14 protein-coding genes are annotated in these 14,066 nt (G+C 51.9%); 1 reads left to right on the top strand and 13 read right to left on the bottom strand.

From position 1 onward, the window contains the following. Positions 1-2: 2 nt before the first annotated feature. From AB1483_13160 to AB1483_13105, 12 genes are all read right to left on the bottom strand, one after another. Positions 3-758 (bottom strand): ABC transporter ATP-binding protein, encoded by a 756-nt coding sequence (locus AB1483_13160; GenBank protein MEW6413399.1) that lies wholly within the window; start codon positions 756-758, stop codon positions 3-5. Between the two features lies 1 nt (position 759). Next, positions 760-1,539 carry an ABC transporter permease gene (locus AB1483_13155; protein ID MEW6413398.1) on the bottom strand — a complete coding sequence of 260 codons (780 nt, stop codon included), beginning with the start codon at positions 1,537-1,539 and terminating at the stop codon, positions 760-762. A gap of 9 nt (positions 1,540-1,548) precedes the next feature. Further along, the gene (gene dnaB, locus AB1483_13150) at positions 1,549-2,982 is read right to left on the bottom strand and encodes a replicative DNA helicase (protein ID MEW6413397.1); all 1,434 of its coding nucleotides are present in this window, start codon (positions 2,980-2,982) and stop codon (positions 1,549-1,551) included. 3 nt (positions 2,983-2,985) lie between these two features. Then, positions 2,986-3,738, bottom strand: a complete 753-nt coding sequence (locus tag AB1483_13145) for a uracil-DNA glycosylase (GenBank protein ID MEW6413396.1) — start codon at positions 3,736-3,738, stop codon at positions 2,986-2,988. A gap of 25 nt (positions 3,739-3,763) precedes the next feature. After that, positions 3,764-4,975 carry a bifunctional phosphopantothenoylcysteine decarboxylase/phosphopantothenate--cysteine ligase CoaBC gene (gene coaBC / locus AB1483_13140; protein ID MEW6413395.1) on the bottom strand — a complete coding sequence of 404 codons (1,212 nt, stop codon included), beginning with the start codon at positions 4,973-4,975 and terminating at the stop codon, positions 3,764-3,766. A gap of 6 nt (positions 4,976-4,981) precedes the next feature. Next, complete coding sequence (locus tag AB1483_13135) at positions 4,982-5,455, bottom strand: DUF494 family protein (GenBank protein ID MEW6413394.1); 474 nt, start codon at positions 5,453-5,455, stop codon at positions 4,982-4,984. A gap of 203 nt (positions 5,456-5,658) precedes the next feature. Next, positions 5,659-7,227, bottom strand: a complete 1,569-nt coding sequence (gene purH, locus AB1483_13130) for a bifunctional phosphoribosylaminoimidazolecarboxamide formyltransferase/IMP cyclohydrolase (GenBank protein MEW6413393.1) — start codon at positions 7,225-7,227, stop codon at positions 5,659-5,661. A 3-nt stretch (positions 7,228-7,230) separates the two neighbouring features. Then, entirely contained in the window at positions 7,231-8,127 is an 897-nt protein-coding gene (locus AB1483_13125; protein ID MEW6413392.1) for a phosphoribosylaminoimidazolesuccinocarboxamide synthase, read from the bottom strand. Further along, positions 8,120-8,737 (bottom strand): phosphoribosylglycinamide formyltransferase, encoded by a 618-nt coding sequence (gene purN, locus AB1483_13120; GenBank protein MEW6413391.1) that lies wholly within the window; start codon positions 8,735-8,737, stop codon positions 8,120-8,122. Before purN ends, AB1483_13125 begins: the two co-directional genes overlap by 8 nt. A gap of 137 nt (positions 8,738-8,874) precedes the next feature. Further along, on the bottom strand, positions 8,875-9,675 hold the full coding sequence (locus AB1483_13115; protein MEW6413390.1) for an alpha/beta fold hydrolase: 801 nt from the start codon (positions 9,673-9,675) through the stop codon (positions 8,875-8,877). 564 nt (positions 9,676-10,239) lie between these two features. After that, on the bottom strand, positions 10,240-11,565 hold the full coding sequence (locus tag AB1483_13110) for a glutamine synthetase family protein (protein ID MEW6413389.1): 1,326 nt from the start codon (positions 11,563-11,565) through the stop codon (positions 10,240-10,242). Positions 11,566-11,713: 148 nt separating this feature from the next. Further along, on the bottom strand, positions 11,714-12,211 hold the full coding sequence (locus tag AB1483_13105) for a dCMP deaminase family protein (GenBank protein ID MEW6413388.1): 498 nt from the start codon (positions 12,209-12,211) through the stop codon (positions 11,714-11,716). A gap of 295 nt (positions 12,212-12,506) precedes the next feature. Here AB1483_13105 and AB1483_13100 point away from each other — a divergent pair, with 295 nt between their 5' ends. Further along, positions 12,507-13,145 carry a PEP-CTERM sorting domain-containing protein gene (locus AB1483_13100; GenBank protein ID MEW6413387.1) on the top strand — a complete coding sequence of 213 codons (639 nt, stop codon included), beginning with the start codon at positions 12,507-12,509 and terminating at the stop codon, positions 13,143-13,145. A gap of 123 nt (positions 13,146-13,268) precedes the next feature. Here AB1483_13100 and AB1483_13095 read toward each other — a convergent pair whose 3' ends face one another. After that, positions 13,269-14,054 carry a slipin family protein gene (locus AB1483_13095; GenBank protein ID MEW6413386.1) on the bottom strand — a complete coding sequence of 262 codons (786 nt, stop codon included), beginning with the start codon at positions 14,052-14,054 and terminating at the stop codon, positions 13,269-13,271. Between the last annotated feature and the right edge of the window lie 12 nt (positions 14,055-14,066).

Raw genomic sequence — 14,066 nt, 5'->3', positions numbered from 1 at the left:
ACTTAGACCTGAATAGGGCCGCTTGCCGACCCCGCGATGAACTGCCGGACCACGGCGTTATCAGTAGTCTTGATTTCTTCAGGAGTACCGTCGAATTCTATTCGGCCTTTATATAGCATGACGATACGATCCGCGATCTGAAAGGCTGATTTCATATCGTGCGTTACGGCTACCGAGGTTACTTTGAGCCGCTCGCGAAGATGCACAATCAACTCATTGATCATGTCTGACGTTATCGGATCCAGCCCGGTGGTCGGTTCGTCGTACAGAAGAACCTCCGGCGAGTTCGCTATGGCCCGGGCCAGCCCGACTCTCTTGCGCATTCCGCCGGAAAGCTCCGATGGATCCTTGTCGCCTGCCTCCTGCAGCCCGACCATCTCCAGCTTCTCATTGACAATGCGCCTGATCTCGTCAGCGCTGTGCTCTCGCGCTTCCTTCAGACCAAGGCCAACATTCTCCGCAACCGTCATGGAATCGAAGAGCGCCGCCGACTGAAAAAGCATCCCGAAGCGGCGTCTCAATGAGGTCAGTTGTTCAAAAGTGAGTTTGCTTATATCCTCGCCATCGAAAAACACCTGCCCGCTGTCAGGCTCCATCAGGCGTATCAGATGCTTAAGCAGCACTGATTTACCACATCCCGACTGTCCGATAACTACGATAGATTCGCCACGCTTAATTTCCAGGCTGACCCCGTCAAGTACCTTTTGTGTGTCGAAACTCTTATGAAGATCTTCTATCTTTATCAGCGGTGTATCCATATCACACTCTAAATAGAATCACGGCAAAAATGAAATTAAAGACCAGTATCAGCACCATGGAGATCACCACCGACGATGTCGTGGCCGTGCCCACCCCCTGGGCGCCGCCGCGCGTGTTGAAGCCCTGGTAGCATCCCACAAGCCCAATTATGAAACCGAAAACGGCAGCTTTCACCAGACCGTTGACGAAATCCGAAAGCTGGAACGAATCCCGAAATCCGAACAGAAATGTCTCAGACGACACCGCCACGCCGATAACCGAAACCACCAGCCCGCCCAGAATCGAAACAAAATTGGCGAAAATCACCAGAAACGGCACCATGAACAAACAGGCCAGCACTCTCGGCATCACGAGGTACCGCACCGGGCTGATACCCATCGACTCGAGCGCGTCGATCTGCTCGGTAACCTTCATCGTTCCCAGTTCCGCCGTGATACCGGCCCCCACGCGTCCGGCGAAGACTATCGACGATAACACCGGCGCCAGCTCTATCACCACGGCTTTGCCCACAGCGTGACCCAGAAACCGTAGCGGCGCGCCGATAAATTTAAACTGATAAGCCGCTTGCCAAGCGGATACCGCGCCGACAAAAACCGATATGATAATAATAAGTGGAAGCGAACGCACCCCGACAACGTAGAGTTGTTCCACAATCAGGCCAAACGACCTGTGGACTTGTTTGAGTGAAACTGCAAACTTGCCGAGGAGTATGAACGTACCGCCTATGGTGCGTACGAAGTTTACGCCATGTCGTCCCAGTTCATACAGTCCGCTCGCCATCGGCTCCCCTTAAAAAGGTATTTCCTGACCTTCAACAGGCTCCGCGCCCGGAGGCAACTCACGGTAGCCGGCCGCGAGGTTCTCGAACCTCGCGAAATCCTTGACAAAAGCAAGATTGACCACGCCGGTAGGGCCGTTGCGCTGCTTGGCTACGATAATCTCCGCCTTGCCTTCGACCTCAAGATATTTCGGATCGGTCTTTTCCACGTGACTCATGTAGTGCTCCGAACGATACACAAACATCACCACATCGGCGTCCTGTTCGATAGCTCCCGATTCTCTCAGGTCGGACAACTGCGGTCTCTTCTCGCCACCCCTTTGCTCCACCATACGCGATAACTGGGAACAGGCGATAACCGGGATATCGATCTCTTTGGCGAGAACTTTCATGGCGCGCGAGATCGAGGCAATCTCCTGCTGACGATTCTCGTGCCTTCCCGAAGCATGCATCATCTGGATATAGTCTACGATTATCAAACCTATGTCATGCTGGGCCTTCAAACGCCGCGCCTTCGCTCTCATCTCAAGCGATGACAACATCGGAGAATCGTCAATGAAAATCGGAGCCTCGGACAATGAACCACCGGCAACCGTGAGTTTCGGCCACTCTTCTTTTCTCAGCTTCCCTGCCCGCAACCGTTGCTGCGACACCCTTGCCCGGCCGCACAGCATACGCAGCGCCAGTGCCTCACTCGACATCTCAATAGAAAATACGCCCACGCCCTTTTTCAGATTCACGGCGATATACTCCGCCATATTCATCACCAGCGACGACTTACCCATCGATGGCCTGCCGGCCACAATTATCAGGTCGCCGCGATGAAGTCCATTGGTAAGGGTATCGAGGTCGGTGAATCCTGTCTTGATACCGACCAGCGCCGACTGATCCGACTGAAGATTCTCGATCTGCTCGAACGTTGACGGCATCAGGTCCTTGATCGAAGCAAAGCCCTTGCGCAGACGACTCTCCGATATGGAGAAAATGTTCGCCTCGGCGCTGTCCAGTAGAGCGTCGACAGGCTGTTCCATCGCATAGCAGCTTCGAACGATTTCGTTGGAGGTCTGAATGAGCTTGCGGAGCACTGCCTTTTCGAGCACGATATTGCAGTGATGCGCTATGTTGGCTGTCGAGGCCACACCTTCTACCAACTCGACAAGGTAAACCCGCCCCCCTATCTTTTCCAGATTGCCGTCTTTAAGCAGGGCATTTGAGACAGTGGTGATATCACACGGCTCACCTTTATCATACAGACCGATTATGGCCCTATAAATCGCCTGATGTTTGGGATAATAGAAATTATCGGGGGCATCGAGGATTTCAATGGCCTGGCCGATCGCCTCGGCATCCTTAAGCAGCGACCCCAGCACCGCCTGCTCGGCATCGAGCGACTGCGGCGGCTGAAGATTGTCAGTTTCCTTGTTATATTGTGTTCGTTGCGCCATTTTTTATAGGGAATCCAATCTCGCTTTCAGCATCTGCATATCTTCCCAGGTATCCTTTTTGTAGGTAGGGAACCTCAACAACGCCGCCGGGTGATAAGTGATGAGCATGGGAATACCTTCATAGCTGTGCCAGTTCTTGCGCAATTTACCCAGCGGAGCGCTCGTCTTCAAAAGCGCCTGCGCCGCCACTCGCCCCAGTGCGCAAATAAGCTTTGGCTTAATCAGGTGAATCTGCTCATCCAGATACGGAAAACACTTCTCCATCTCCTCCGGAAGCGGGTCACGATTGTTCGGAGGACGACACTTTAAGATATTCGCTATATACACCTGCTGGCGCGAAAGCTGTATCGCCGCCAGAATCTTGTCAAGTAGCTGCCCGGCGCGGCCCACGAATGGCTCCCCGAGACGGTCCTCATCGGCGCCCGGAGCCTCCCCGATAAACATCAGATCAGCATCGGGATTCCCAACACCATATACGAACTTGTTCCGAGTCGCCCCGAGAGAACACAATTGACAGTTGCATATCGCCGCACAGTGCGATGGCAACGATTCATACGAAGCAGATACTTTTTTCATGTCAGGTTTCCCGAAGAGGTTCATCACCGATACCACCCTTGTCACTTCCTTCTGACCAACCTGCGGCATCTGCGCGGCAGCTTTGCCACCGCGAAGAATAACCTCCCCCAGACCCATATCAACCTGGGCCGCGATGGCACGGCGCAGAAGCTGCTGAATATTGTTAGTGCTATCTTTCATACGAGGTTAGTCCCGGCTTTCTATATTAAAGAAGTCCGGCAACCACGTCAAGGATTCGCATGGAGATTTCTGATTTTGATGCTACGGGAACAGCTATCGGTTTCTTCCCCGGAAGCAGAATAGTCACTTCATTCGTATCGTGCTCAAACCCGGTCGTCGCGCTCGGGCTGTTAAGAACAATCATGTCAAGGTTCTTGCTTTTCAACTTGCTGCGGGCGTTGGTCAGGCCGTCATCAGTCTCCAGCGCGAATCCAACAACCACCTGCCCCTTTTTCTTACTGCTCCCAACGTCTTTGAGGATATCAACCGTCGCTTTCAACGGCAGACTCAACCCCTTGTCCGATTTCTTGATCTTCTTCACTGCCGCCTTTTCGGGCATGTAATCCGCCGGCGCGGCGGCCATCACGAGACAATCCGCTTTCGCGAACTCTTTTTTTACCGCAGCATGAAGTTCGGCGGTAGTTTCTATGTTTACCAGCCTCACTCCCGACGGGGCTACAAGATTCGTCGGCCCGGAAATCAAGACTGTCTCCGCGCCAAGCTGAGCTGCAGCCTCGGCCAGCGCATAACCCATCTTCCCCGATGAACGATTGCTCAAGAACCTGACCGGGTCAATAGCCTCCCGCGTCGGACCGGCCGTGATAACAAACTTTTTATCTTTTAGGGCTTTTTTTTTTCGGCCGCCAGGGGGCGCGGCAAAGAAGGCTTTTATAACTTCGAATATTTCCTGCGGTTCGGCCATACGCCCGATTCCAAAGTGGTCACAGGCAGTGCCACCCTCTTCGGGACCGATAAACCCGTAACCCAACCCCTTCAAAACAGCGAAATTGCGCTGAGTGATTTTGTTGAGCCACATCTGCGGATTCATCGCGGGGGCGATCAAAAGAGGCTTCGGCGAGGCACATATAACGGTGGTCAAAAGATCATCCGATATCCCCGAAGCAACTTTGCCCATGAAATTGGCCGTAGCAGGAGCAACCACGATTAAATCGGGCCATTGTGCCATATCGATGTGACGGGTACCCACGAACCTGTCAGCGGGAAACATATCCACAGCGACAGGATTATTAGATACGCTCTCAAGAGTAAGCGGTGTGATAAACCTGGTAGCGGCCTCGGTCATGATCACCCTTACCTCGGCTTTCTCCTTCCACAGGAAACGAACCAGATAAGGTATCTTATAACAGGCGATTCCACCCGTTAAGCCAATCAGTATTCTCTTGTCTTTCAATGACATGGGAAATCAGTTAACCAGATGAGACTGGTCATTCGCCGGACGAAGCAAGGCCGGGCTTTCAAGATCATCGGCTTCGTTAAACACCACCGCCGAGGCGATTATCTTCATCTGCTCAAGCGTAATCGGCTCGCTCGCGAAGAAAATTGCACGCTCGAGAATCGATTCAAATTGCTCGTCGTTAATAATCCCGCCATTAAGAAGCTTGATGAGAAATCCATGCGCCTCCGAAGCCAAATATAGCCTCTCCGATTCCGTAAGAATCCGCTGCGATGAATGCTTTTCGGGGAATTTCGAGAAGAACTGCTCCGGAGCTCCCTTAAACTGCTCCAAAAACCAGGAATAGGCCGCCCCTATCTCCTGCTCGGAGTAGCCAAGGTTGCGCAGGGCATTGGAAACATCGTCGGATTCGGACTGCCGGTCCTGCTCGTCCTTCATGTAGTCCATCAGGAATACGACGATCTCAAGTATTCTATTTCTCATGTAGCTCGTAATAGCGTCCTAATTTCTTTCAAAATAGCACCCAGTTAAAAACTTTGCAACAAGTGTTTTCCCACCAGCCTTAGAAAGTGACCAACCCAATGACGTTCAAGAGTTAGAAACGACAAACGCCAACCGTCGGTTCCAGCGCGAAATGCGCTTTACCGCATTATTGCGAGTTTCTGCTCCAATAAAGCTGGATTATATTAGTGCTTGAAGTGCCTCACGCCGGTAAACACCATTGCGGCATTGGCCCTGTCGGCGGCCTCAATAGCCTGCTCGTCACCCTTCGAGCCTCCCGGCTGTATTATAGCCGTGACTCCGGCATCGGTAGCCACTTCCACCCCATCAGGCATGGGGAAAAACGCGTCCGACGCCATAACCGCCCCTTTGGCCCGCTCACCGGCCCGCTTTACGGCCATGAACCCCGAATCCACGCGTGAAGTCTGCCCCATTCCTATTCCCACCGTGGCTCCGTCTTTAGCCAGCACAATGGCATTCGACTTGGTGTGTTTGACCACTTTCCAGCCAAACAGAAGGTCCGTGATCTCCTTCTGAGTTGGAGGACGCTTGGTGACTACCTGAAGTTCTGCCTTGTCGGTCACCCTGTCGTCAGCGCTTTGCACTAAAACCCCGCCGCGAATGTAGCGATAGGCCGTCTCTCCCGATGGACGTCCGGCGGCAATCGCCTCAAGAGTGAGAATTCTGCGGTTCTTCTTCTTCTGAAGAAGCGTCATAGCCTCGTCGGAGAATGAAGGCGCAAGAATACATTCTACGAAGGGCGTTTCATGTAGAATTTGGGCGCAATCGATATCGACCCGCTTGTTCAGCCCGATAATAGATCCGTAGGCCGAAAGCGGATCGCTGTCATAAGCTTTCTGATACGCTTCCGCCAGCGTCTTCCCGATCGCCGCGCCACATGGGTTGGCATGTTTGAGAACACAGGCAAACGGCTCGGCGAAATCCAGAAGCATCTCGAGACAGGCATCAAGATCATAATAGTTGTTAAACGACAACTCTTTCCCCGCATGCTGCTCGGCATCGAGAAGCGAGGCATTCTTAAAACCGCTGAGCTTGTATAGCGACGCCTGCTGGTGCGGATTTTCACCATAGCGAAGCCCTGACTTCTGAACGAAATTCAGGTTGAGTATCTGCGGAAATCCCCCCTGTTCCGGTTTGCCGGCGGTGAAATACGAGGCTATGGCGGTGTCATATTCCGACGTCATCGCGAAAGCCTTGCGGGCACACTCGCGCCTGAACGCCAGCGTGGTGTTGCCGTCGTTGTCGCGAAGCTGACCGAGAAGGGTGTCATAATCAGACGGGTCGGTGATTACGGTCACACTCTCGTGGTTTTTTGCCGCGGCGCGAATCATCGACGGTCCACCGATATCGATATTCTCGATTATCTCCGAATCAGTGGACTCTTTCTTAGCAACCGTCTGCTGAAACGGATAGAGATTCACCACCACAAGATCAATACCGCGGCAGTCAGTCTGGCGCATCTGCTCGATATCACCTTCATTATCCCGCCGATAGAGAATGCCCGCGTGAACCCTCGGATGCAGGGTTTTGACGCGTCCCCCAAGTATCTCCGGAGCGCCGGTGAATGTCGAAACGGAAATGACGTGCACTCCCGCCTTCTTCAGGACCTTGAGAGTACCCCCCGTAGAAATTATCTCCACCCCCATCTCCTCGAGAGATTTAGCTAACTTTTCAATGCCGGTCTTGTCAGAGACCGAAATCAACGCCCTCTTGATATTGACTGAATCTGCCATTTCCTATTTGCCTGTCAAAAGTTTTTGAGCCTTCAAATATCGCTCGGCCGAAGCGCTGACTACCTCATCTGGAAGTTCCGGCGCCGGCGGCTTTTTGTTCCAACCCAACTTGTCGAGATAGTCGCGTATCGGCTGCTTGTCGAACGACGGCTGCCCCCGGCCGATTTCGTATTTGTCGACCGGCCAGAAACGACTTGAATCCGGCGAAAGCACCTCGTCGATAAGTATAAAACGACCATCCTTGAACCCGAATTCGAACTTGGTGTCGGCTATGATGATCCCCTTGGTGAGAGCGTAATCCGCCGCTTTCTTGTATATCTCGAGCGACTTGTCACGGCACATAGCCGCGGTTTCCGGACCAATCAGTTCCACCAACTGCTGGTAACTTATATTCTCGTCATGACCGGAATCGTTCTTCGATGACGGTGTGAACAAATCCTCCGGCAGCTTTTGTGACTCCTGAAGATCAGCCGGAAACTCGAAACCGTGAACTGTATTGCTGCCCTCTTGGCGAGCCTGCTTGAGTTCTTTCCACATCGAACCCGAAATATATCCGCGAACAATACATTCGCAGTCAATCCTGTCCGCCTTTATCACTATCATGGAACGGCCATCGAGCATTTCCCGATGCTTGCGCAGCCGCTCCGGGTACTCATCAACATCGGCCGTTATTAAATGACTCTCCACGGAATCTTTCAAAAAGTCAAACCAGAACAAAGACATCGCCGTCAAAACCTTCCCCTTGTGAGGAATCCCGTTCGGCATGACAACATCGAACGCCGAGATACGGTCACTCGCCACAAACAAAAGCGAATCACCGAGATCATATACATCGCGCACCTTGCCGCGCACAAGAAGAGGATATTCTTCGATATGAGTGTGCAATACTACATCAGCCATTGTCTAAATCGTACTTTCCTTTTATAAGTTTATCCAGTACCCGGGGGTACAACTTATGTTCCTGTTTTAAGACCCTCGCCGCCAGCGTGTCCGGCGTGTCATCCGCATGCACCGGTACTTTGGCCTGTTCGAGAATCCTGCCATGGTCGTAGAACTCGTCTACTATATGTATGGTAACTCCCGACTCCTTGTCTCCGTTGGCAATCACAGCTTCATGCACGAAATGCCCGTACATGCCCTTACCGCCATATTTAGGAAGCAGAGCCGGGTGAATGTTCACGATCCTGCTGTGATACCCTTTGACGACTGCTACCGGAAGCAACTTGAGGTATCCCGCCAGGGCGATATACTCGATTTTACGTTCCTTGAGCTTACTCAGAAGGTCATCACCGGCCGCCTCAGCTGTCGCGAACTTTTTCTCTTTAAAAACGAATGTCTCAATACCCTCTCCGGCCGCCCGTTCAAGCCCGTAGGCATCGCGGCGGTTCGAAACCACGTAGGCAATCCTGGCCGCCAGTATACCCGACTTGGTAGCATCGATTAAAGCCTGAAGATTACTGCCGCTTCCGGAGATAAAAACCGCTATATTGGGCCAGTCGTCGTGAAACAAGTCTACCTCCTGAGTCCTTTCATCAACATTGTTAATCTATGGATAACGGCTTCCCTACGAGGTCAAAATGGAATATACGCCAACGGATAGCGTTGTCAAACTCATTCCCTGTCTGAACGGGAAATCAGATATCAGGGTCAATAAATTCCTTCAAGGAATACTTTAAGGTCACCCCTGAACTTGTTGACAGTCTCTAAATTGAGCATGTGCCCTGTATTGTCGTAAATACTGAGTCGACTGCCGGGAATCCTCTTATGAAGCTCCCTGGCCAGCGGCACGAAAGGACGGTCCAACTCCCCGGCCAATATCAGCGTCGGTAACCTGATCTCGTGTACCCGCTCAAGATCACTCTCCCGCGGATACTTTCCCCTCATCGGGTCGGCCCAGACCGCCCCCGAATGCTCGGTCATCATGGTCTCAAGCAAATCCCTGATATGGCGCTTGTCGCTTCCGAAATACCTGAGCGAAGACTTGATCCATTTCTCTTTTGCGCTTTCAAGACCCTGGCTGCGGGCGATTTCATCAATCTTGCGTATTTTCGGCCCCGGGTCAAAACCTGCCGCCGAGGTCGATACCAGCGTCATCGAAGCCAACCGACCGGGATACTTGAGTGCCATCCCCAGTGCCGTCGTCCCCCCCATAGACAATCCGACCACATGGGCTTTGTCGATTGACAGACTGTCCAGAAGCCCGATCATATCCTCTACCCGGTGGGCCCGACTGTAGCCCGATTGCGGAGCATCAGACAGCCCATGCCCCTTGAAGTCGGGAAGGATCACCCGGTACCACTGGCTGAAATACGCGGCGTCGTCGAGCCACATCCGGTGATCGAGCGTGAACCCGTGCAGCATGACAATTGGGAAATTGCCGCTGTTATCCCGCTTTGCCGGGATATCTATATAATGAAGCTTGAAATCTTTCAGTTCAACGTATGGCACTGTGTAACCTCATCTGCGTTATTTTTCTGTCAAATTCTTGTGCCGGGCAAATACCACAGTCCAATTGTCTGATATTGGCAGACAATAGTCAACGAATTTGTCTCCCAGCGGGCTGGCAGTTGACTAGGGCATTGTCCTGACATTCGGCAGTTGTTGACATTAGTGGTAAGTGGACCTAGCTTACGGAATGCACGACGTAATCGCTTGGGAGGATAAAAATGGAAAAACAGTCACTAGAGAGATTGATCCCTCTTTTGGAAAAGGCTTCTGACTTTTTCGAATCCCGCGGACACACAGATATTTGGGACTCACAACATTACTCCGACGAACTCGGATTATTCTGTCGCCAAATGTCCATAAGACTGGCGCAAGGTGATATACCCAATGAGGACAAGAGAAAACTCTGGCTAATCTTCGCCCCTACTTGCGAGTGGGATGACGCAGGTGGCGATGCTCACCTCGGAAGTCAGATATTTGAGATCATACATGCAGATTGGGGAGACATAGTCACCAAGTCATAGCAAGACCTCGCGCTGCCTATCAACCACACTTGACAATACCGCTCTATAACATCGGGAGATACTTGTCGGTCTCGAACTGGCTGACATGTATGCGATACCGATCCCACTCGATGCGTTTGTTGGCTATCAGCTTCTCAAAGATATGAGCGCCCAATGTCTCTCTCGCGAATTCTGATTGCTCGAACTCATTTACCGCGTTCTCGAGCGAGTTGGGAAGAGTGTCGATCTTAAGACCCGCTTTTGTCTCGCTGGTCATATTGAAGATGTTTTCTTCCACCGGATCAGGAAGTTCCCAACCCTTCTCGATACCATCAAGCCCCGCGGCCAGCATGCAGGCAAAAGCAAGGTACGGGTTGGCCGCCGGATCGGGCGAACGAAGTTCGATACGCGTGGCCTGTTCTTTACCCACACGATACATAGGCACCCTGATCATACTCGAACGGTTGCGACGACCCCAGCTGATATACACAGGAGCCTCGTAACCGGGAACAAGCCGCTTGTAAGAGTTCACCCACTGGTTCGTGACCAGTGTGAACTCTTTGATATGACGAAGAACGCCTGCCGTGAAATGCTGACCCAGCTTGGAGAGGTTATACCGTCCCCTGGCATCGAAAAACAGGTTGCGGTTCTTGTCGAACAGCGACATATGGCAATGCATGCCGCTTCCGTTCTCACCGTATATGGGCTTGGGCATGAAGGTGGCATATAAGCTGTTCTCCATGGCCACCTCTTTGACCACAAAACGGTACAACTGCGCGAAATCCGCCATGACCAGAGCTTCCTGATATTTCAGGTCAATCTCGTGCTGGCTGGGCGCTACCTCATGATGCGAACACTCCACCGGAATACCCATCTGCTCGAGCGCCCTCACTGTCTCCTTGCGAACTCGCGTGCCTATATCAACCGTGCCGTAGTCAAAATAACCGGCCGTATCTATAGGCACTGTGGAACACGAATTCTCGAAATAAAAATATTCAATCTCCGGCCCCACATTATATGTCCAGCCCTTGTCGACCAGCCTGGCCAGGTTCTTGCGAAGGACCCATCTGGGATCACCTTCATACGGAGTGCCGTCCGGATTCTGAATGTCGCAAAACATTGTCGCGACCTTCTCCCCGGCGATATCCCACGGTATGATTCGAAAAGTAACCGGATCCGGTATGGCCATCAGATCCGATTCTTCAATGCGCGCGAACCCTTCCACCGAAGAACCATCAAACCCCTGACCTTCCTCAAGTACTTGCTCTATCTCGGAACGAGTAATCGACATTCCTTTGATCTTCCCCAGAATGTCGGTAAAACACAGCCGGATATAGCGGACGCCGGCCTCGTCGATCATCCTCAGGATATCTTCCTTGGTCTTGGTCATGGGTACATCTCCTCAACGGGGTTACAGGGATGGTATATACTTTTCATGTATTTAATAAGCGGCTAATATAATTTTTAATGAGTGTCTAACAACATTAAACTTAAAAAAGTTCTGGGTGATGAGGCGCCTTGTGGAAAAACCGGCGGACTCAGTCCATGTCAAGCGACAGCTCGATCGCCCCGTGGGTCGGCTTCAACTGCCGGTACGTCACCCCAGCCATATCAAAGATTTTACGGGCGGCAACAAAGATGGGATCGCCGTTGTACTTGTCCGACAAGAATACGACCTCTTTAATCCCCACCTGTACAATAAGTTTAGCGCACTCATTGCAAGGGAAAAGTGAGACATAGAGACTGGCGCCATCGAGGTCGGGCTTGTTCGCGGCATTGGTGATGGCGTTCATTTCGGCATGGCAAACGTAGGGGTATTTCGTATTCAAAAAGTCCCCTTCCCTGTCCCACGGTAGTTCGTCGTCCGAGCAGCCGGTGGGAAACCCGTTGTAGCCGATTCCGATTATCCGCTTGTTTTTGTTTACGATACAAGCGCCTACCTGGGTCGAAGGATCCTTCGAACGCTTGGCCGAAAGCTGGGCAATAGCCATAAAATACTCCTCCCAGCTTATGTAGTCGGTCCGTTTGCCTCTCATGATGGAAAGGAATATAAGCAAAACGAACCCCGGCACAAACAAGAAATATCGGGTGAGAAAATGACATTCGGGTACGTAGAATGTGACTTTAATTTCACACTCCAGGAAGAGATAACACAAACCGTTACCGCTGACAACTTCACCGGGCCCTACAACCGGCTGTACAAAAACAACTTATATTAGGCCAAAATACTCCGGCATGGTCGCTGTCTGCGGTACGCAAGTTGCTTTACAGATTGTGTTGAATTGTATTCAAAATGGACGTGGACAAGAAAACAACAATAAGGGGCTTATTTTGAAGAGAATTTTGCTAACTTTGGCAGTGCTCATAGCCTTGGCACCATTGAGCGCTTTTGGCTTTGCCGGAATGTTAAGCACCGACAACGGCGGTCTTACGGGCACCGGTGACTGGGGACAGAATTTCATGATTTCGTGGGATGTCACTCAGCAAGCAGATCAGTCCTGGTTCTATCAGTACACCATGACCACTCTCGCCGGCGCTCCGTTATACGACAACGAAGTCAGCCATCTGACCCTCGAAATCTCCCCCAATGTACCGTCGTCCCGCTTCTGGGGCTTCAGTATGGATGGTGGCGATGTTGAGTTTGGCAGCTACGATGGCATCACCAACTCCATGAAACTCGATTGGGGTCTCGAAGACGGCGCTACCACCTACTCTTTCTATAGCTGGCAGGCTCCGGTCTGGGGTGATTTTTACGCGAAGGATGGGTTCTCTCAAACCTACGATGAATTCAATACCATTCGGAACACCGGGTTTTACAATGCTGACCATCTCCTTGCCGCCGCCGATGGTTCAGTTGATTTTAAAATCCTTCGTCCTGATACCGAGACTGCCATACCAGAACCGGGCACATTGCTTCTATTCGGTCTCGGTCTGGTCGGAGCGGGACTCAGAAAGCGACTGCTCAAGTAACACTTGACGGATAGCGTAAATAGCAACGGCCGGGAAACCGGCCGTTTTTTTATTTTGATCCCGCAGTTATGAAAAGACAGGGCTCGAAAGAACCCTGCCTTTACGAATCACTTGTGTCCCCGCCTACACATCCATCGCGCTGGAATCCTTGCCGGACTTGATGTCGAGGAAATTCTTGAGCGACTGAAGCAGATCAACCGGCACCGGGAATATCAGCGTCGAATTCTTCTCCGCTGACACCTCAACCAGCGTCTGCAGGAATCGGAGATTCATCGCGTGGGGAGCTGTTCCGATAACCTGAGCGGCATCAGCCAGCTTTTGCGCGGCCTGGAATTCGCCATCAGCATGAATGACCTTCGAGCGACGTTCACGTTCGGCTTCGGCCTGACGTGCTATCGCGCGAATCATTTCGGGCGGAAGGTCAACATTTTTCACTTCCACAACCGAAACCTTGATACCCCATGGCTCCGTCTGATCGTCGATAATGTGCTGAAGCTCGGCATTGATCTTCTCGCGATTCGCCAGCAGATCATCCAATTCCACCTGCCCCAACACCGACCTGAGAGTCGTCTGGGCAATCTGCGATGTCGCCTCGAAGTAATTAGCTACTGATACAATGGCCCTATTGGGGTCAAGCACCTGAAAATACAGCACCGCGTTGACTTTCACGGAGACGTTATCCTTGGTGATCACGTCCTGCGGAGGTACATCAAATGTAAGCACGCGCAGGTCGACTTTAACCATCTTATCGACCATCGGTATCAGGATAATCAAACCCGGCCCCTTGGCGCCGATAAGGCGACCAAGCCGGAAGATAACGCCACGCTCGTATTCTTTTAGAATCTTGATGGCGTTTACGATGATTAAGAAAACTATAAATGCTACTACCGCTATTGCTGGAAAAGGCATTTGCCATCCCCC

The organism is Candidatus Zixiibacteriota bacterium (genome assembly GCA_040756055.1).
GTDB lineage: Bacteria > Zixibacteria > MSB-5A5 > GN15 > FEB-12.
This window is presented reverse-complemented; position numbering and strand designations above follow the sequence as displayed.